The sequence below is a fragment of the Roseofilum sp. SBFL genome (assembly GCF_017746885.1).
GTDB lineage: Bacteria > Cyanobacteriota > Cyanobacteriia > Cyanobacteriales > Desertifilaceae > Roseofilum.
In genome coordinates this window covers 1-18,291 of sequence record NZ_JAGHZH010000023.1, presented here as the reverse complement: position 1 = coordinate 18,291, position 18,291 = coordinate 1, and the positions used below count along the sequence as shown (strand labels likewise).

18 protein-coding genes and 1 pseudogene are annotated in these 18,291 nt (G+C 43.5%); 7 read left to right on the top strand and 12 right to left on the bottom strand.

Annotated features, from left to right (window positions below):
• Positions 1 to 128: 128 nt before the first annotated feature.
• A complete protein-coding gene (locus J7545_RS02030; RefSeq protein WP_318700050.1) occupies positions 129 to 266 on the bottom strand; it encodes a hypothetical protein in 138 nt (45 codons plus the stop codon).
• Between the two features lie 79 nt (positions 267 to 345).
• On the opposite strand from J7545_RS02030, the gene J7545_RS02025 reads away from it, so the two are divergent.
• Positions 346 to 519, top strand: coding sequence for a hypothetical protein (locus J7545_RS02025; protein ID WP_318700051.1), 174 nt, complete (start codon positions 346 to 348; stop codon positions 517 to 519).
• Between the two features lie 167 nt (positions 520 to 686).
• Here the strand turns inward: J7545_RS02025 and J7545_RS02020 are convergent, their stop codons facing one another.
• From J7545_RS02020 to J7545_RS02010, 3 genes are read right to left on the bottom strand one after another with little or no spacing between them, the layout of a single operon-like run.
• Complete coding sequence (locus tag J7545_RS02020; RefSeq protein ID WP_318700052.1) at positions 687 to 2,507, bottom strand: protein kinase domain-containing protein; 1,821 nt, start codon at positions 2,505 to 2,507, stop codon at positions 687 to 689.
• A gap of 4 nt (positions 2,508 to 2,511) precedes the next feature.
• Positions 2,512 to 3,879 carry a PP2C family serine/threonine-protein phosphatase gene (locus tag J7545_RS02015; RefSeq protein WP_318700053.1) on the bottom strand — a complete coding sequence of 456 codons (1,368 nt, stop codon included), beginning with the start codon at positions 3,877 to 3,879 and terminating at the stop codon, positions 2,512 to 2,514.
• A 21-nt stretch (positions 3,880 to 3,900) separates the two neighbouring features.
• The gene (locus J7545_RS02010) at positions 3,901 to 4,560 is read right to left on the bottom strand and encodes a vWA domain-containing protein (RefSeq protein WP_318700054.1); all 660 of its coding nucleotides are present in this window, start codon (positions 4,558 to 4,560) and stop codon (positions 3,901 to 3,903) included.
• A 187-nt stretch (positions 4,561 to 4,747) separates the two neighbouring features.
• Between J7545_RS02010 and J7545_RS02005 the strand changes: the two genes are divergently transcribed.
• Positions 4,748 to 5,227, top strand: a complete 480-nt coding sequence (locus J7545_RS02005; protein ID WP_318700055.1) for a hypothetical protein — start codon at positions 4,748 to 4,750, stop codon at positions 5,225 to 5,227.
• A gap of 24 nt (positions 5,228 to 5,251) precedes the next feature.
• Here the strand turns inward: J7545_RS02005 and J7545_RS02000 are convergent.
• Both J7545_RS02000 and J7545_RS01995 read right to left on the bottom strand, forming a co-directional pair.
• Positions 5,252 to 5,437, bottom strand: a pseudogene (locus tag J7545_RS02000) (hypothetical protein); the annotation flags it as partial.
• A 518-nt stretch (positions 5,438 to 5,955) separates the two neighbouring features.
• On the bottom strand, positions 5,956 to 8,217 hold the full coding sequence (locus tag J7545_RS01995; RefSeq protein ID WP_318700056.1) for a right-handed parallel beta-helix repeat-containing protein: 2,262 nt from the start codon (positions 8,215 to 8,217) through the stop codon (positions 5,956 to 5,958).
• 272 nt (positions 8,218 to 8,489) lie between these two features.
• Between J7545_RS01995 and J7545_RS01990 the strand changes: the two genes are divergently transcribed.
• Positions 8,490 to 9,392 carry an ABC transporter permease gene (locus J7545_RS01990; protein ID WP_318719063.1) on the top strand — a complete coding sequence of 301 codons (903 nt, stop codon included), beginning with the start codon at positions 8,490 to 8,492 and terminating at the stop codon, positions 9,390 to 9,392.
• Positions 9,393 to 9,513: 121 nt separating this feature from the next.
• Positions 9,514 to 11,151 carry a hypothetical protein gene (locus tag J7545_RS01985; RefSeq protein ID WP_318719062.1) on the top strand — a complete coding sequence of 546 codons (1,638 nt, stop codon included), beginning with the start codon at positions 9,514 to 9,516 and terminating at the stop codon, positions 11,149 to 11,151.
• 35 nt (positions 11,152 to 11,186) lie between these two features.
• Here J7545_RS01985 and J7545_RS01980 read toward each other — a convergent pair whose 3' ends face one another.
• The 3 genes from J7545_RS01980 to fni form a co-directional block, all read right to left on the bottom strand.
• A complete protein-coding gene (locus J7545_RS01980) occupies positions 11,187 to 11,771 on the bottom strand; it encodes a Uma2 family endonuclease (protein ID WP_318700059.1) in 585 nt (194 codons plus the stop codon).
• Between the two features lie 133 nt (positions 11,772 to 11,904).
• The gene (gene sppA / locus J7545_RS01975) at positions 11,905 to 13,725 is read right to left on the bottom strand and encodes a signal peptide peptidase SppA (protein ID WP_318700060.1); all 1,821 of its coding nucleotides are present in this window, start codon (positions 13,723 to 13,725) and stop codon (positions 11,905 to 11,907) included.
• Positions 13,726 to 13,774: 49 nt separating this feature from the next.
• Positions 13,775 to 14,824 (bottom strand): type 2 isopentenyl-diphosphate Delta-isomerase, encoded by a 1,050-nt coding sequence (gene fni, locus J7545_RS01970; RefSeq protein ID WP_318700061.1) that lies wholly within the window; start codon positions 14,822 to 14,824, stop codon positions 13,775 to 13,777.
• A gap of 283 nt (positions 14,825 to 15,107) precedes the next feature.
• Between fni and J7545_RS01965 the strand changes: the two genes are divergently transcribed.
• A complete protein-coding gene (locus tag J7545_RS01965) occupies positions 15,108 to 15,788 on the top strand; it encodes a Uma2 family endonuclease (protein ID WP_318700062.1) in 681 nt (226 codons plus the stop codon).
• 101 nt (positions 15,789 to 15,889) lie between these two features.
• Here J7545_RS01965 and J7545_RS01960 read toward each other — a convergent pair whose 3' ends face one another.
• Both J7545_RS01960 and J7545_RS01955 read right to left on the bottom strand, forming a co-directional pair.
• Positions 15,890 to 16,006, bottom strand: coding sequence for a photosystem I reaction center subunit VIII (locus tag J7545_RS01960; RefSeq protein WP_271940214.1), 117 nt, complete (start codon positions 16,004 to 16,006; stop codon positions 15,890 to 15,892).
• Positions 16,007 to 16,107: 101 nt separating this feature from the next.
• Positions 16,108 to 16,617, bottom strand: coding sequence for a photosystem I reaction center subunit XI (locus J7545_RS01955; RefSeq protein ID WP_318700063.1), 510 nt, complete (start codon positions 16,615 to 16,617; stop codon positions 16,108 to 16,110).
• A gap of 352 nt (positions 16,618 to 16,969) precedes the next feature.
• Between J7545_RS01955 and J7545_RS01950 the strand changes: the two genes are divergently transcribed.
• Together J7545_RS01950 and J7545_RS01945 are read left to right on the top strand one after the other, a co-directional pair.
• The gene (locus J7545_RS01950; protein WP_318719061.1) at positions 16,970 to 17,485 is read left to right on the top strand and encodes a hypothetical protein; all 516 of its coding nucleotides are present in this window, start codon (positions 16,970 to 16,972) and stop codon (positions 17,483 to 17,485) included.
• Positions 17,467 to 17,967, top strand: coding sequence for a HEAT repeat domain-containing protein (locus J7545_RS01945; RefSeq protein WP_318719065.1), 501 nt, complete (start codon positions 17,467 to 17,469; stop codon positions 17,965 to 17,967). Before J7545_RS01950 ends, J7545_RS01945 begins: the two co-directional genes overlap by 19 nt.
• A 121-nt stretch (positions 17,968 to 18,088) precedes the next feature.
• On the opposite strand, the gene J7545_RS01940 is transcribed toward J7545_RS01945, so the two are convergent.
• A partial coding sequence (locus J7545_RS01940; protein WP_318719060.1) for a transposase occupies positions 18,089 to 18,291 on the bottom strand: 203 nt, incomplete at its 5' end.

Below are 18,291 nucleotides of genomic sequence, written 5' to 3'. Positions count from 1 at the left end.
ATTAAATCTTGTAGTTCGTTATCCACAGGAGTCTCGTCAGAGTCGGGCAGGTCTTTAGCCGAAGGTAGGCGATCTGTAGGATTATACTGGAGTATCATGGGTTCTCCAATGATGGGATAGCACTTCGATCATAGCAATAACAATGATTTCCCCAATCCCAAAACTCCGGTAAACACAATGAGGCGATCGCGCGGCAGTTCCAGATCGATATTCTTGAGATTATGCTCTCTCGCTCCTCGGATGCGGATCGTATTGTCTTCGGTCATGGGCGATCATCTTTGGGTTAAGGTGAGTTCGATAGACTCAGACTAGATTGTACGTTAAAATCCAAGTGGAGGTTTAATTATGTATCAAGATCCTATTGTTGAGGAAATCCACAGAATTCGTCAAGAGTATTCTGCTCTATTCAACCATGACCTAAAAGCTATCTTTGCTGATTTGCAAAAACAGCAAGCAGAAAGCGATCGAGAAATTGTGGATTTATCAGCAAAAAAGTCTAACAGCAGGTTAGATTATTAGCATGTGGCGCGATCGCGAAGAATTAGTGAAATAGGCTTTGGCTAAGAAATTTGCGAGGATCTGTAGGGGAAAACAACCGTTCAACTATACCCATAGCAAAATAATCCATTACTAAGCCAACTTACTGAGATCAATTCCCAATTTCCTCAATCTTTCAGCAAATTTTTCTACTTATATTCTGAGTTTCTAATACCTTCCCAATCAAACCTTGAGGAATTTGTACCCTCTAAGTCATTAATTCTTCTTTTCAAGCGTTCTAATTGATTGTTTAATTCATTTTTTTCTTCCCTGATATCTTTGTTTTGTTCACGTAAGCTCTCGATTCGTTGTTCGCGATATCTCACTTTATTTTTGAGATCTTGATTGTCCTCTTTTAAATTTTCAATTTCTTCATTTCTATCTTCTAATTGTTCTTTTAACTCTTGGACTCGATATTCTAAAGTGGATATTTCCCCAGAAAGTGAAGACTGTTCTTTCTCTAAATGATTGATTAAATTTTGATTTGCTATATAAACAAAAGATTGTTGGTCTTTTTTCATATTTCTAAAATTAGCCAGTTCCCAGGATACACGCATTTTAATTTCTCCAAACTTGATCTTAACTTGATCCAATCTAGAATATTCCAAAGAGGATAATGCTGTGTTTTCAGGTAAAAGTGGACTTAAATTTAAATTCTCTTCTTGAAGCTTCCGCTCAATCTGTTGTTCAAGTTCCTGTAGTTGCTGATACTGGTAATAAGAAAAGAAACCAAGAGCAGTTGTAGTTAAGGTTGAAATCACTCCAAGGATAGCTAAAGTTTTAACCCAAATAGGTGTAGACAATAGAGCTAGTGAGCCTTGATATTTAGGAGGATATACAGGTGTCGCTGGTTGTGGTGGTGAAGGAATAGTCACAGGTGGCTTTATAGTCACAGGTTGCTTTGGTGGCTTTGGTGGTGTAGGTGTCGGTGTAGGCTTGGGTTTGGGTTTTCCCAAGCTAGTAAATACGTCATAGCCCTTTAGCGTATTTTTTCTCTCGCACCAATAACATTTGCCATAGGTCTTGCTATACTTGTGATTGATTTCAACTGAACAGTCAGTTAAATCTTGAATTCCTAACGTTAAGGCATTTTTCCAATCTTCTGCGGTTGGTCGAGCATAAGGCTGTTTATGACCATCATCAAAGCATTTATGAAAAAGTCTTTTGATTTCAGGATGAACAATGCTGAGAGGCATTGAAAATGAAGATGGGGCTAGTTTAGAATTTTTACCATAAACCCAGTGCCCACCATGAATTAATGTATCAATATCAGGATGGTCACCAGTTCCCCGCCATTGTCCTAAAAATGGGTGGGAACCAAAAAGCAATTGCCAAATAATTACTGCTAACCCAAAACGGTCTTGAATTTCAGAGCGATCTACTTTCTTAAAGTCAACATTAAACATTTCAGGAGGTGTGAATTCTCCTGAACCCATAGAACTTCGATAAATCTTCAAGTTTTTTGGATCAGTGATTTGAAAAGAATCGGTATCAATAATCGAAGCTTGCGCTCTGTCATTAACCAAGATGTTGTGAGGTTTTATGTCACATATAACATAGTTTTTTCTATGAAGTTCATGAACGATATTAGCAATATTATAAGCTGTAATATGCAAGTAATTCCAGTTAAATCCGGATGCTTTTTTGTTTCTAAGTTTAGGATTATACACCTCAATTAAAGTCATAGAATTCCTTATTTCCGGCATCAGAAAACCAACTGGTTTACTAGATTTATTTTCAAGCACACATTGTGGCCATGCGATAGCAACATGACCTTGCAATTGGGTCGATGGTGGATTGTCTACCATGACATTTAATTTTTGTATTTGCTCTGGATTTATAGTTTTTTTATATTCTTTTGCCAAAAAACCTGGTTTGTTAGTTTTCCAAATAATTCCTTCTCCAGCCGATGCGATCTCTTTAATTAATTCAATTCTTTCGCCATTTTTTTGACACCTTAAAACACGCATTACTTTAATTACTCCTAAAACCAGGAACTATAATGTATGCAAATAGACTAAAATTAACTAAAAACAAAATAAAAACTTTTATAGCAATTCCTGCATCTAGCTTTGCTGTTAAACTTAGGTTTAACAAAATTGAATTATTAATCAAAATAATGGAAATCAAGGTCATTAGTATTGCAATTGTTGCGGCGATACATGATGTTCTTATAATATCCTTTTTTAAAGCATTTTTGATCGTCAATCTTTGAAGGATCTTTGGCTTATTTATGGCATCCTTATCTAATTCATAAATTTCAATTGTTTCAATGGACATAATTTGCTTTTTATATCCATCAATAGACTCCTCAATTATCTTGATTAGTCTCCTATCTATTGGTATCTGATTTGGCTCAAGAAAAATACCTATTTTTGTATGACTGCTTTTATTGGATAATCTGATGGTGTAATTAATTCCCTTGTTTTTGAGATCGATTGCTATTATCTTTGACAATTCTTTAGTAAATTGCGTTTCTGGAGATCTAGTTTCACTTGTAGAATTGTCTTGAGGTGGTATCTGTTGAATTGGTTTTCGTGTTTTACGAGAAGGGATGTTACCATAGATACATAAAAGTAATGTTTTATCATCATCGGTTTTTTGATTTAGCTTATCCGTATTTAGAGTGGCACGTATTTCCTCTTGTTTTTGAGTTAAACTTTTCTCTGAGAACATACATTGTTCGAGAGGACTAAAAAAACCTGGAAAAGGCTTCCAGTTCTCTCGTTTAAGTAAGGCAATATTTTCTACTCCATCAGTTGCTACACAAATGAACTCGCATAAGTTGGATCGGACATCTGTTTGCATCTCCTCAATAGCACGAGATTCCGTTACGGGGGTTAATTCATTGACATATCCACTTTTATCGGGTCTAAATAGAAGCTCATACTCTTCATCAGTGTTGCTTGGAGAATAGGGACGTACTACGATTGAGCCATCACCGACTTGCATAGCAGCCAGCCAAGTCGGTGTAGCGATAAATGCAAGCAATGTACAAGCTAAGTCATCAACAAGACAGTTTTGCTGATGGGCTACCTTTTCAAGCTCCTGTTGGACGATTATGACCAGATCTGTAAACATTTTTCTGGCCCTTTCTTGCTCTGGTGGCTGCTGGTTAAGTGTTAACTCAGATGCAACTTTAGAGAGTTGTATGAGAGCTATTTCAACCGCTTTTTTAGAGCCTAATTCTGAGCGAGAAGCACTTCCTAAGCCATCAGAAACAGCCCCAATGACTACTTGACCACCAGATAAAATCTGATAGCTTCCATAATCTTGGCAAGGAATTCCTTTTTGGATGTGTTTCGTTCCTATTTCGCTACAGGCCACAGCTTGCCATTGCATAATTGACATTGAACCTCACTTTTAAGTGTTAACTTGTGCCCAACCACTGACCGGAGGTAGAGAAAGCTGTCCGCTACCAACCTTGCTACTAGAGACTCGTTTCATGGAATCAGAGAGCCAACGGAAGAGGTCTGTAAACTTCAAACCATCAAGCATGAGGGGAGGAGTATTGGCTGGAGCAATTTGTCTGAGAGTATTGATGTTTGCTCCCTGAACACCTATAGCGAAAAAGCTCACTTTACGATCAGCATCAGCTTGTCTAACTCGTTGTGCAGCATTTTGCCAACTATCATTAGGTTCACCATCTGTGATTAAAAATATCCAGGGTTGGTAGTATTGAATTGAGTTGTTTTTGTATTCTGTTTTACGGCGTTCGACTTGATCGAGGGCTAATTCTATTGCTTGACCCATTGCTGTCAAACCATTTGCTTGTAGTTGAGGTGGATTAAACTGGTCGAGAGTGACAAAATCTTGCACAAGTTGTGCATCGCTAGAAAAGGCAATAATAGCCACTTCAACTCGGAGAGATGCTGTTGGATCTCGCTGTACTTCTTGTTGAAATGTAGCTACACCAGCATTTAGCTGTGTAATCGGTGCGCCTGACATCGAACTAGAGGTATCCAGAAGCAAAACAACGGGACAGCGAGGTTCTGGATTGTCAGCAAATTCAAGTTCTATCATTTCTTGTTCCCTACTAAGCTCAAATTTTACGTTTGTGGCTGTTGGGTTAAAGAGGCAAACCCAACTAGGTTAGCCAGTGTGAGGCTTTTCTATAAGCGTAAACCAGTTAATCTCAGCCGTGACATAGCGATCGCTGTAAATTGAGCTATAATTTGGCTAGGTAAAATTTTTTTAAATTAGGTGTTATATGCCATCAAGTAACGTGCAGTTTGCTGAAGCGGCGAAGGAATGGGACTTGGAGACGTTGTATACCGACTTGGCATCGGCTAAGGGAAAACGGTTGACTCCGGTGGAAAAGTTACATTTACGGGGTTTGCTGTGTGGCTTCTCGCCCGCAGAAGTGGCACAACACCTGCACAAAAGTGTTAAAGGTGTGGAAAGTGAGGTGTGTAGGACTCTGTATGTTTACGTGAAAAGTCTGGTGGGGAAAAGTAATTCTCAGGTGGAGAATTGGAGAAATGTTACAGAATGGTTAGAAGAGTCAGGGTATAAAAATAAGTCAGAACGCTCCGTTTCGCCTGATGGACTTTTGCCAGATAAAAGTTTTATAGATATAAGAAATATTACTATTGAAAATAAGCAGATCGTTTTTCAGTTTAATTTAACCATTCCCAGAGTTGGAGAAGTAGAAGTGACTACACAAGACTGGAATGGCTATGAAATGTAATTTTATATGCAATCTGGATAATCTGCTGGAGCGATCGCCTACATAGCACCGTTGATCTTCGGCAAAGATGGTATCAAAAGCGAGGGAGGATTTGCCCGATCCGGACACCCCAGTGAAGACAATCAGGCGATCGCGCGGTAGTTCCAGATCGATATTCTTGAGATTATGCTGTCTCGCTCCTTGGATGCGGATCGTATTGTCTTCAGTCATGGGCGATCGGAATGGGTTAATGTAAGTTTAACAAACTCAAGACTAGATTTAAGGCTATTGAGTCTGGAGTAACTCCCAACCCAGAAGTGTTGAATGTTAAGAATAGATGGAGAAAAGAACTCTCTTTTCTGGCAAGATAGAGAGCAGAAAAAAATCCAAATTAACGGCAAAATCTGACTTCAGGAAAATAGTACAGATATCGAAGTCGATCCAGATTGGGAAGAGATGGCAATTTCCCAGCAAGAAATCGTCATTAGACATCTTCTTCAACTTTTTCTTACTCATTTCAATATCAATAAGTTCCCTTCCTTACTCACCCAACTAGCTAAATCCATCATATCTGAACTTTAAGAGCTATCATCGAGTTCCACCACGACAGGACTAGCTAGACTCGCTACCTAGCAAATCCTCGTAGGCTTGGCAGGGCAAAAGTTGTAGAAACTGCATTATCACTCATGATCCTGCCCACCCTACTACGTGCTGATTACCGTGACTGATTGATTCACTAAATTGGAAATTTAGACAAAAGTTATCCCTCCACCATTATTAACTAAACCAGCAGAATTTGCATTAGTTAATCCTGTAGCTGCTGCTGTTCCTGGAACAAGGTTCGTCGCGTTAGCGATAAAAATTGCTGCTGTACTATCATTATCAATTGCAAATTGACCACCATTAGTTCCTCGATTCAAGGTGTTTCCTGTAATGGTTAATACACCTTGTGCCACAGCAGCAAATCCATTTCTATATACTAATGCAGAGTTCCCTGGAGTATTGATGATATTTCCAGAAATAGTATTCATACCGGTAAAGTTGCCATCACGTAACCGGATACCACCATTGGTGGTATTACCAGCAGCTCCAGCAGTATTTGCATTGGTGATCGTATTATTTGAAATGGTTACACCTTGGGTAACAAATGGAGCAACGTTGTTGGCAAGCTGAATGCCATCTTCATTTATATTACTAATGGTGTTTCCAGAAATAGTTGCAGTTTCCAGACCACTGACATTTATTCCACGACCACCACTACCTGTGACTTGGTCAATCGTATTACCCTGAATTGTGACGTTGCTTGCGCCTTGAATCCGAATCGCATCTTGGTTTACACCATTAATATTGGTAAAGGTGTTGCCAGTAATGGTCAAGTTGTCTGTGGCTTGTCCGCCACCTGGGGGATTAGCGTTACCGGATTCAAAAATAGCACTACCAATGGCAATATTTCGGAAAGTGTTGTTCTGAATAATGGTGTTTCTTCCTGAGCCAATACCATCAGGATCAATAGTAATTGCTCCAAGTGCATTAGTTGTATTATCAAAGGTTAGACCTTCAATGACGACTAGACCATCACCAGCATTATTGTTTATATTTATACCCGAAGGTGCGCCTGTACCAATAATAGCTCCCGCATCGCCGCTAACAGTTATGGGTTTACCAATATCAACTAGTTCTGTATAGGTTCCGGGACGAACAATCACTTTTGGAGGAGATGCATTTTGTCCAGCAACTCCAGGTCGGGTGACTCCATCGGCTAATGTACTAAAGGCATTAAGTCCAACAACAGCTTGCCCTCCTTCAACTGTATCTCCAGCAGTGGTATAAGCAGGAGCAACATACATCAAATCATTGTCATAGATGCTTGCTGTACCTGTATTAGGAGTTCCAACAACGTAAAAACCACTGTTATCTAAGGTTAAGGTTACATCTCTTCTGCCATCTTGGAGGAAATTATCTGTTGGTGTAATAGTAATCACGGCGCTAGTTGCCCCAGCAGGAATAGTAACACTTCCACTGAGGGCTTGATAATCTGTACCATTAGTTGCTGTGCCGCCAATAGTATAGTTCACAGTGAGTGCTGCTGCTGTACTTCCTCCTGTTCGAGTAACGGTGAATGTAGCTGTATTTGCTGTATCCGATTCAAATGCTACTCCATCATTTAATGTGAGGGTTACTGTGGAAGGAACCGGTGGAGTTGGGGTTGGAGTTGGGGTTGGAGTGGGAGTTGGAGTGGGAGTTGGAGTTGGACTAGTGATGGGGTTGACTAAATCTGTTGTAAAGTCATCTGCAGTAATCTGGGCTGGATTCACTCCTTGAACAATAGCTAAGAAGTTACCGGTTACTAGGTCTTGGATAACGGTACTGCCGGCGAATGTCCCAGTTCCTGCTTGAATGGAGATGTTGGGAAATAGAAGGCCTTCTTGAAGACCAATGAGGTCTAGCCCGTCTTGAAAGTCTGTAATAATGTCCGCATCGGTAATCGCGGGGCCGCCTGTGGTGGGGTTTTGGCCAGCCACACTCTTGCGCGAGAGGACAAAAATATCGCGACCTGCTCCTCCTGTGAGGGTATCGGAGCCGAGGTCGCCAAATAGTGTGTCGTTTCCTAAGTCTCCAAAGAGGGAGTCTGTGCCTTGCCCTCCATAGAGAGTATCTTGGTCTTGTCCCCCGTAGAGGATATCATTCCCCATGCCTCCGAGGAGTTGGTCGTTGCCTTGGTTGCCTAATAGGGAATCATTGCCTAGGTCTCCGGATACAATGTCATCCCCTAGATCTCCGAGGAGGGTATCATCGCCTTGTCCGCCGAAGAGGGTATCGTTATTCATCCCTCCTCTGAGGCTGTCATTACCGGTGTTGCCGGAGAGGAAATCGTTTTGTTGGTTGCCGGAGAGGAAGTCACCTGATTCTCTCCCTTCGAGAAAATCGTTGCCTTCTAAGCCGAAGATATTATCGGAACCAGATGTTCCCTGTAAAAGGTCGTTACCAGGAGTTCCAAAGATTGTTGACATTTGTTCACTACCTCACCGTTAGGACTTGTTTATTTTAGATGACAACTCCCAGAAAACCTAGGGGAGCGCTGTGGCCTGATTCCTAATTGTATGCTTGGTTCTCCCCCATCAACACAAAATTTTCGTGGCTTTCCGGAAAACTGCTGATTTTTTGGGCTGTTGTGGGATGAAGGCGATTAGGTTCAGAACAGAGGGTTGATGTTTCTGGGTCACAAGATAGCAGGTTTATGCTAATTTTCAAAGCGATCGCTATTTAAATGAGGATTTTTCTGATGGGGGTTCAGTTGGGCTATCTGTGGAGTGAGGTGCAGTTAGGGCTGCGCCGTGGGGGATGGATGAATTGGGCCGCAATTAGTACGGTGACGGTGTTGTTATTTTTGTTTGGGTTAAGTTGGCAGGTGGCTTGGCAGTTGGAGGGTTTGGTGAATCAGTTTGGGAGCCAGTTGGAGGTATCGGTATATTTAGAGGCGGACTGGAGCGCGAAGCCGTTGGTGGCGAAGGTGGAGGATCTGCCGGGAGTGGTCGAGGTGGAAGCGATCGCCAAGGAGGAAGCTTGGATGGGTTTGCTGACGGAGTTGGGCTTAAATTCTCCTAATTCGGCTACCGAGATTTTACCGATCAATCCTTTAGTGGATGAGTTGAGGGTGAAGGCTCGATCTCCAGAGGCATTGAGGGCTTTGGTTCCCCAGTTAGAGCAGTTTTCAGGGGTTAATGAGGTGATTTATGGAGAAGCAGCGTTAGACATACTATCGACGATTAACCGGGGGTTGCGGGTGTTGAGTTTGGGGGTGACCATGGTGTTAATGGTGAGCGCGATCGCCGTTATGACCACGACCATTGAGTTAATTGTGGTCTCCCGTCGCCGAGAAATTGAAATTATGCACTTGGTGGGAGCCTCCCGCTGGTGGATTCGCTTACCATTTATGATGCAAGGAGTAATTTTAGGGGGTGTTGGGGGGGCGATCGCCTGGAGCATTGTTCAAGGCTTTGAGCAGATATCCCTCAAGTTATTCACCCAAGAGTTATCCGTTATTCCTCTGCTCTCCCACTTTCAGGATTCCTATTGGGATCTTTATACCGATACCACAACCCTATTTTTCCTACTGCTGGTTTTTGGTGCATTGGTGGGCGGTTTAGGAGGATGGTTAGGATTACGCCGCGTCTGTTGTGATTAATTCAAGTATAGGGATTGGGAAAATAGCCCATTACCCATGACCAGCGCGTCGCGCTATAACTTTTGGTTACAATAGCCATACATTGTTTTGTCCACTCCTTCTTTAACCCTTCCCGCTGACTATGGCGACTAAGCAGGAGTGTAGCCCACTCCAAGTTCTCACCCAGCATCTCCAAAAAAACCTCAATAGTAAACTTCCCCATGGGCCAGCCTTTCGGGTTCAATGTTTACTACAAAATGGCAGCTTAATGGTTTTAGCTCAACATACTGCCAAAATTCAACCGGATACCCAACGGATCTTTGCCCAACTGCAACAAGATATTGGAAAGTATCGACCGTCGATCGGTCGCCAAGGACGGATTTTTGTGCGGGTAGCAGGACAAAAACGCCCCTACTTTTCCCAGTCTTTTAATCTAGAGAATCAATCTCTGCCAGAGGCGACTCCATCCCAGTCCCTTACCCCAGCTCAACCGCCCTCTCGCTTATTTACTTGGGGTTGGGGAATTGCAGGGCTTTTGGGGCTGACGATCGCCGGAGGAGTGATGTATATGATGACTCGTCCCTGTGCGATCGCCACTTGCATTCCCCTAGAAACTGCCCAACGCCTCGGCCAAGTTGCGATCCAAACCTCAGAAACTACGGATAACCCCCAAAGATTGGTACAAGCGCAACAACAGTTACAAGAAGCAATTTCTCAAGTCGAACGAATTCCCTTTTGGTCTCCCTATTTTGCCCAAGCTCAAGAATTCATGCGACGCAATACAATGCATACCGATAATCTCGATCGGATCGTTAACGCCTTTTCCCAAGCCAGTGAAGCCGCCCAACTAAGTGTGAACCCTCCCCATCCTCTGGAAACTTGGAAAGAAGTCGAGCAACTTTGGCTGGAAGCCGTAAAAAATTTACAACAAGTTTCTATGGCTGAAACCATTTATCCCTTAGTCAACACCAAGCTAAAAGAATATGAACAAAATCTAGAAGCCATTCAAAATCGGCTCCAAGTTGAACAACAAGCGCAACAGAATTTAGAACGGGCAAAACAGGCCGCAGATCTGGCTAAAACTCGTCAAGGGATTGCTCAATCCCTTGAAAATTGGCAACAGGCCTATGGCAGTTGGAATACGGCAATTAATGGCTTGAAAAATATTCCCCAGGGGACTCAAGCTAAAGTCGAGGCTAATCAGCTTTTAGATGTCTATGAAACCCAGTTTCAAGCCAGCCGAGAGAGACTCTTAAAGGAAGAAATTGCTAGTGATACTTATAATCAAGCCCTAACGTTAGCGGATAAAGCGAAGGAATTTGAACAAAGTAATGAATTAGCTCTAGCAGTGGGTCATTGGAGTCAAGCAGTGAATTATTTACAGCAAGTTCCGAGCGATAGTTTTTATTATAGTAAAGCATCTCCCCTAGTCAATGTTTATCAAGGATCGTTACTCTCAGCAGAGCAAAAACTACAGCAAGCCAACCGGTTGGAACAAGCGCGAAATGATTTAAATCAAACTTGTGCCGGTCTACCGAAAATCTGTGAATATACAGTCAGTCAGAATTTATTGAAAGTTACTCTAACGTCTGATTATGTCAAAACGGTTCGTCAAACACTTATTCAGGCTAGAGGTCGTGGAGATTTAACGACGTTTACTTCTGTTGATGAGCATGTGCAAAGTGTTCAAAATGCTCTGGAAAATATTAGTCGAACGGCAGGTATTGCGTTGGAATTGTATGATGCAGAAGGTAAATTGATGGGGACTTATATTCCTTAATTCATTGGGTAATGGGTAATCTTGATTATAAACGGTTAATCACTTTGCAAAACTTGGTGGGCAGTTAAATTGAGTTCGGGGAAAGTGGGTGAAATGAGGCGATCTCCTCCTGTAAATACAGCTTCATCATACCAACCTTCAGATAACGTAAAAATAGTAACTTTATCCTCTAAGGGATCGACGATCCAGTATTCGGGAATATCTAACACACAGTATTCTGTCCGTTTAGCGCGATAATCAATGGTTTGAGTCGATGGACTAGCGACTTCTACGACTAATAGAGGTGATGGTTGATTCAAGAGAACGATCGCTTCCCGGTTCTGCAAATTACGCCATTGTTCTTTCGGTAGCACTACTACATCGGGAACACGGGAAGTATCGAAGCGATCGCCACGGGGAGATTGAACCGCTACAATAGCCTGTAGTGCTGTCCATTCTTGATGTAAGCGGCTACTTTCTGCATCGAATGTATTCACCAAAAACTTAGCGATCGCACCATGCCGTCCAGTTCCGAGTGCCATTGCGACTAATTCTCCATTCACTAATTCATAGATCGTATCCGTACCATCATCGTAGTGCAGATATTCTTCTAGGGTAAAGCGTTGAATAGCAAGAGTCATAGAACTAAATCCTATTGGAAATCATTACATTTTAACCGATTTTATTCAGTTGTTTCGCCTTGACTGCTCTCATCCGTGCCACTGCTGGCGAGGGTTCACTATTTTTCCCGGTTTGATAAAAGTAAACCCTTCCTTAATCAATCTCCAAATAAAATGGCATTCGAGTATACATGCTCAAGGGGTCATTGAGGGTTCTTAACTCATCCACTTCTGCTTTGAGTTTCTCCACTTCTTCCATCAACCAATCCGAAGCTTCTGGAGTATGACGAATGCCGATTAATTGCTCAATTAATCGCTCTTCTAAACTGCGAGTTTGGGGATATTCTTCGAGTTGCCAATCTTCTCCTAATTCAGCCATTTCTGCGGCTTGGGCGATCGCCTCTTGCAACCCTCCCAACTCATCTACTAAATTGATCCCCTGAGCTTCTTTTCCTGACCATACGCGACCTTGGGCAATTTGATTAACTTGTGCCACCGTTAAACTACGGGATTCTGCCACGGTTTGCAGGAATTGTTGATAAATTCGATTCACATTCTGTTGATATAAACTGAGTTCGCCAGGAGATCGGGGGCGAGCGCTACTGCCCAAATCAGCATATAATCCGGTTTTAACCACATCCCAAGTAATCCCATTCTCATTGGCTATTTGTTGCAAGTTAGGTAAAATGCCAAACACACCGATTGAACCAGTAATCGTATTCGGTTCTGCTAAGATGCGATCGCTGGCTGTCGCAATCCAATAGCCCCCAGAAGCAGCATAATTCCCCATAGATACAATCACTGGTTTGTTCGCAGCTTGAATTAACTCTAACTCCCGTCGAACCCTCTCCGAAGCCGTTGCACTGCCCCCCGGACTATTAATCCGTAAAACCACTGCTTTTACCCGATCGTCTAAGCGCAAATCCCGTAAAATGGATGCATAGCGATCGCCGCCAATTTCATTTTCTCCTACTCGTCCTTGACCATCTACAATAGCTCCTTCGGCATACACCAAAGCCACTTTTTCCTCCGAAGTGCGATCCACTGCCAAATCAATCTCTTTGGGAACACTTGCATATATAGGAAAACTAATTTTCCGAAAACTTTCCGCGTCTTCCTTACTCTCGGTTAATGCCTTGAGATCCTCAATCACCTGATCGTCAAACCAAATCTCATCCACAAAGCCCCTCTCTTGGGCATCATTAGCGAATAAAATACCATTATTATTAGCAAGAACTTGAATTTGTGCCGCATTTATCGGGCGATCTCCACTCACCTGTTCTCGAAAATCACCCCAAAGACTATCGAGTAATGCCTGAATTTGTTGGCGATTTTCCGTCGATAACTTCGTAGACGTAAACGGTTCTACTGCCGATTTATACTTGCCAGCGCGGACAACCTGAATCCCCACACCATACTTTTGTAGCGCTCCCCCTAAAAACATCACCTCTGAACTCAAGCCATTTAACTCCAGATTTCCCATCGGATGCATAATTACCCGATTAGCCACTGAAGCTAAATAATATTCCTTTTGACTCCAACTCAAATCGTAAGCAATAATCGGTTTTCCTGCTTCCCGAAACTGTTTCAGTGCTGCTCGAATTTCCCGTAAATTCGCCCAACCGACTGCCATATCGGCATCTGTTCCTTGCAAATATAAGCCCACAATGCGCTCATCGGCGATCGCCCCCTCCACCGCATCCAAAAATTGCCGCAGGGTAATCGTCCGTTTCGTCGTTCCCGAAAGCGCCTCATTAATCGCCGTAGTCGTTGTTGAACTCGGTTCCGTGTCATTAATTCGTAACCCCAAATCCAACACCAAAACGGACCGATCTTTAACTAGGGGAGCTGTCTCTTTTGCTGCTAGACTGGCGAGCAAGATAATGAATCCACCCATCCCCAGAACCCCTAACAAGACTACACTCACCAAAGTTCCCAGGATACTGGCAAACGTATATTTCAGGAATTGACGCATAATTTGAGACTCAATTGAGAGCGAGAACAGTAGAAATCGATCGGATCAATCATGACATTTTTTGTAAACTCTGGGTGTATTTTAGGGTACTGAGATCCGGATAGCCGGTACAGAACAGCACCGTTTTCAGTTCTGCAATCAACACATCAGCCAATTCAATGAGTGCCTGTTCCCCGTGCTGGGCAGCTTGTAGAAAGGGCCAAGCCAAGCCTACCAGATCTGCGCCCAAAGCGATCGCCTTTGCCCCATCTAATCCCGTTCTTAGACCTCCCGACGCAATCAAAGGAATCGAGCGATTCATCTGCCGAATCTGGGTCAAACACTCAGCCGTCGGAATCCCCCAATCTCCAAACGTTTGCCCCAAACGGCGCTGGAGCTGATTTTCTGCGCGCTCGCTCTCTACTTTAGCCCAAGACGTTCCCCCTGCACCCGCCACATCAATCGCCTGTACCCCTACGTCCAATAACTTTTGAGCGCAACGAGCAGAAATTCCATTCCCTACCTCTTTGGCAATCACTGGTACAGACAACCGCTCGCAAACCTGGGCAATTTTGGGCAGTAATCCCTTAAAATTCTTATCACCACGGGTTTGGATACATTCTTGCAAGGGATTCAGGTGCAAAATCAAGGCATCTGCTTCCAATAAATCGACTACCCGTTGGCACTGCTCCACCCCATAGCCATAGTTAAATTGCACCGCGCCCAAATTCGCCAATAACACAATATTGGGGGCGATTTTCCGTACATTAAACGTATCGGCTACTTCCGGTTGTTCCACTGCCACCCGTTGCGAACCCACTCCCATCGCCAAACCATACTCTTGTGCAAGAGCTGCCAGACGAAAATTAACCTGTTGCGCTTGCTCTGTTCCCCCCGTCATTGAAGAAATTAAAAACGGAGACCCTAACTCTTTACCCAGGAACGAGGTCTTTACCTGGAGATCCTCATAATCTAAATCTGGCAGACAATCATGGATAAAGCGATACTGCTCTAATCCAGAAGTCGTGCGTCGGAACTGCACATCCTCTTCTAGACAGATCCGCAGATGATCGGCTTTACGATTTTCGATGTCGGTAGGAGCAGAAGGAGAAGTCACCATAAGATTCAACCAGTAAGCGATCGGGGCATGAACAGAAGCCCGCCCATTAGTTTATCCTTTTGTTGACCCATCGAAACGAAGAAAGTCCCCCTGCTTAAAAAGGGACATTGAGGGCAATCTTCTCGGTACCCCTCAATAAAGATGTGTCCGATTGGCAACGGATACCGTTTCATCATGCTTTAGAAATCCATACCCTCAAATCGCCTCAAAGAAAAAGTTTGGAATTGAAAATTATGGGTAATGGGTAGAATGATGATGTAGTCAAATTATGGCTTGCAATCCTATGACTTCACTCGTCTGCGATCTCCGCCAAAATCAACATCCTTTAGAAGTGTGGCAACCCTCTAGTTGGGAAAACTATCAAGTCTGGCGCGATCGCGATTGCGCCGAACGGATCAAGCTATACTACTACCAACATCAACTATTAGTCGAGATGGGTTCAGAAGGAATTAATCACTCTAATATTGGCGATTTATTCGCCATCCTCTTCTTTCTTTGGTTCAGTCAAAAATCTGCGCAAATCTCCAATTCTTTTGGTGGCTGTTTATTAGAAAAAGCTAACCAAAGTTCGGCTGCCCCCGATCTAGTTCTCTATATTGGAGAGAATTACCCCACCTGGCATCCTGGCGAAAGACGCTATATTGATTTAGATCGTTGGCGAGTTCCCGATCTGGTTGGTGAAATTTCAGATACGACCCTATCGAGTGATTTAGACGAGAAAAAGCACTTGTACGCTGCTTTAGGTATTCCTGAATATTGGGTCATTGATGTCATTGGAGGGCGAGTTTTTGCCTTCGAGTTACAAGAAGATAAGCGATACAAAGAATCTAATACTTCTCAGCTTTTATCGGGTTTACCAATAGATCTTCTGGAACAGATCCTTGCACGTTTGCAAGAAGCCAGTAATGGAGAAGTGGCAAATTGGTTTTCTGAGCAAATTAAAGCTCTGAAGATGGGCGAGTAAGGGCAACAATTTTTCATTTTTTACCCCTACACCACAAAAAAACCCGCTAAACTAGCGGGATTCTTTCTATGAACGGTATGCTCAAATAAACCTAATGGGATTTAAGCTTCAGTTTCAATGTGAATGAACAACAAACCCATAACTACAGCCGGAGTAACTAAACCGACTAAAGGAACCAAGATAAACGGCAAGAAAGAAGCAGCGTAAGCACCTGTCATGTCAAAAACTCCTTATGACTAATTGGCAGTTAAAACTTTATAGTGTTTTCCTGAAAGGAAACTTTGGACTGAACACATTCAAGGTTCGTTTAAGAAAGATTCTATCCCACAGACCAGATCTTATTGACAACCTCTTGTAGAGGAGCTAGGTGAGGGGTGAGACAGAGGAAATAGGCAAAGAATGCACCACCACAAGCGCCCAGGAAGAAGCTGCTTGCAAAGTCACCCCAACCATCTTTATCCCACAGATTAGAGGGAGCTGATGGAGTTGCTGATTCTACAGGGGGATATTTAACATCAGCCGCACCATGGAGAGACAGAGCGATGGTTAAAATCGAAATCAGACCAATGGTGGCTAATAAACCTGCCAGGTTAGCTAATTCTGTTTCGCGTAAGGGACCAAGTACCACAAAGGGTCCATACAGGAAGTAACCGTGAGCCATGCCAACTTCAAGGCCTCTGCGACTGGCAGAAAGACCTTTACGATAGGCGGGAAGATTGCCAATAAAGGCGCGAGTAAATGCAGAATCGCTAACTGGGGTGGAGAGGTGACCGACCTCTGGATTACCCCCATAGGCTGCGATCACCTCAATATTTCTGGAATCAGCCATGTGTTCTTCTCCTCTATATACGTATGATCGAAATTAGGCTTGAAGGCTTAACGTCATATCTTAAGCAAAAAGGGGAGATATTGTTACAAAGTCACCTCTGTCGTTTAGAAAAGTTTATGTTTTGCTAATCAAAATCAGAATTGAGGCAGAGTTAGAGCCAAATTTGACCGATTATTGTAAATTTTTGTTAAGTCATCCCCAGGAAAAAGTTGGGGATCGGCTGACATCGACTAAAGTTCACAGGTAAGTCATTAAGCGATCGCCCCTTAGTTATCTACTGAAGGGTTAGGCAAATACACAAGCCGAACCCATTGGGTGTAGGATCGACATCAGTTTGGAGGAAAATCAGATTATGTTTGCCATTATTGCCTTGATTGTTGGTATAGCCGCAGGGATTGCGATCGCCTACTGGCTAATGGAAAAAAGACTCGACGAACAAAAACAAGCCTTAGAACAGAAGCATCAGAAGGCCATTGAAGACCTAGAGCGCTCTCATCAATTCCGGTTAGACAAGACCGTTGAAGATATCCGGGAACAGACGATCGCTGATGCCCAACAATCAGCTCAAACCCATCCCACAGATATCCCAGCCCAAGCTGCTCGTCCAGACCCCTCAGAACCCTCTCAAGCCACCCAAGACGCTCAACAGAGTCTGAAGGAAATCAAAACCCTCGTGGCTCAAGAATCGCGGATTCGCCAAGTCACCCTTGCCCAGCGAGAACGCTATCAAAGCCAGGCTCAACAAGCGGTTCAATCCTTAGAAGAACAACCCAAACCCCCTGAAGACCCCCCGATCCCATATACAGACTCTGCACCGGCTCCTTCAGCAACTAACCCCTCCCCCCCCCCATCTCCGGAGTTGAACTAAACGCCAACTCTGAACCCCAAGAAACGGTTACCCCCTCTGAATCTGGGACAGTTTCAGCCCCTCTCGATCCGAGTCAAATTCTGCGATCGCTAGGAACTTGGCCCCAACTGTCCGCATTACCCCAATTACTGGGCTACACACGCCATCAGAACCCGGAAGTTCGCCAGCAAATCGCTTTAGCGCTCGGACAACTCGCTGCCTCCTGTCCTTTGCGCTCAGAAACCGAACGGATCATTTCTGCTCTTGGGCAACTGAGTCAAGATGCTAGTCCCTTTGTGCGTGAAGCTGCCATGACTGCCCTAGGAAGCATAAGATCCGATCTCGTTTTACCTTATTTACAACGGGGCTTAAATGATGCTGTGGCTGATGTGAAAAAAGCAGCCTCTTTAGCCCTACAACAAGCTAGACTCACCCAATCTTCATCTCCAAAACCTCGGTCTTTATGGGAAAATCGCCCGGAGAGTGGGGGAATGGGGCAATAAAGGTGGAGGACTAGGGGATGGGAGGACACGGGGACGCGGAGACTGGAATTACTCACTATTGCTAAATTGCCTGTTCCCCATTCCCTATTCCTTATCAGAAGAATGGGTCTAAAACCCCGTCCTAGAAGGACGGCTTTTCTTGTTCTCTAATGTACTGCTTTAGAACTTCTATTGGCGCGCCTTCAATGGAGCTAACAAAATAGCTAGGACTCCAGAGGGCATCTTTTCCATAGGGTTTAGGGTAGCCAGCTTGACCATATCGACGACTAGAAACGCCTTTAAGGGCATTCACCATCTGAGAGATAGAAAGCTTAGGTGGGTACT

Coding starts and splice junctions, on each gene's coding strand:
- J7545_RS02030 (WP_318700050.1), bottom strand. CDS start 266: ATGACCGAAGACAATACGATCCGCATCCGAGGAGCGAGAGAGCATAAT.
- J7545_RS02025 (WP_318700051.1), top strand. CDS start 346: ATGTATCAAGATCCTATTGTTGAGGAAATCCACAGAATTCGTCAAGAG.
- J7545_RS02020 (WP_318700052.1), bottom strand. CDS start 2,507: ATGCGTGTTTTAAGGTGTCAAAAAAATGGCGAAAGAATTGAATTAATT.
- J7545_RS02015 (WP_318700053.1), bottom strand. CDS start 3,879: ATGCAATGGCAAGCTGTGGCCTGTAGCGAAATAGGAACGAAACACATC.
- J7545_RS02010 (WP_318700054.1), bottom strand. CDS start 4,560: ATGATAGAACTTGAATTTGCTGACAATCCAGAACCTCGCTGTCCCGTT.
- J7545_RS02005 (WP_318700055.1), top strand. CDS start 4,748: ATGCCATCAAGTAACGTGCAGTTTGCTGAAGCGGCGAAGGAATGGGAC.
- J7545_RS01995 (WP_318700056.1), bottom strand. CDS start 8,217: ATGTCAACAATCTTTGGAACTCCTGGTAACGACCTTTTACAGGGAACA.
- J7545_RS01990 (WP_318719063.1), top strand. CDS start 8,490: ATGGGGGTTCAGTTGGGCTATCTGTGGAGTGAGGTGCAGTTAGGGCTG.
- J7545_RS01985 (WP_318719062.1), top strand. CDS start 9,514: ATGGCGACTAAGCAGGAGTGTAGCCCACTCCAAGTTCTCACCCAGCAT.
- J7545_RS01980 (WP_318700059.1), bottom strand. CDS start 11,771: ATGACTCTTGCTATTCAACGCTTTACCCTAGAAGAATATCTGCACTAC.
- sppA (WP_318700060.1), bottom strand. CDS start 13,725: ATGCGTCAATTCCTGAAATATACGTTTGCCAGTATCCTGGGAACTTTG.
- fni (WP_318700061.1), bottom strand. CDS start 14,824: ATGGTGACTTCTCCTTCTGCTCCTACCGACATCGAAAATCGTAAAGCC.
- J7545_RS01965 (WP_318700062.1), top strand. CDS start 15,108: ATGACTTCACTCGTCTGCGATCTCCGCCAAAATCAACATCCTTTAGAA.
- J7545_RS01960 (WP_271940214.1), bottom strand. CDS start 16,006: ATGACAGGTGCTTACGCTGCTTCTTTCTTGCCGTTTATCTTGGTTCCT.
- J7545_RS01955 (WP_318700063.1), bottom strand. CDS start 16,617: ATGGCTGATTCCAGAAATATTGAGGTGATCGCAGCCTATGGGGGTAAT.
- J7545_RS01950 (WP_318719061.1), top strand. CDS start 16,970: ATGTTTGCCATTATTGCCTTGATTGTTGGTATAGCCGCAGGGATTGCG.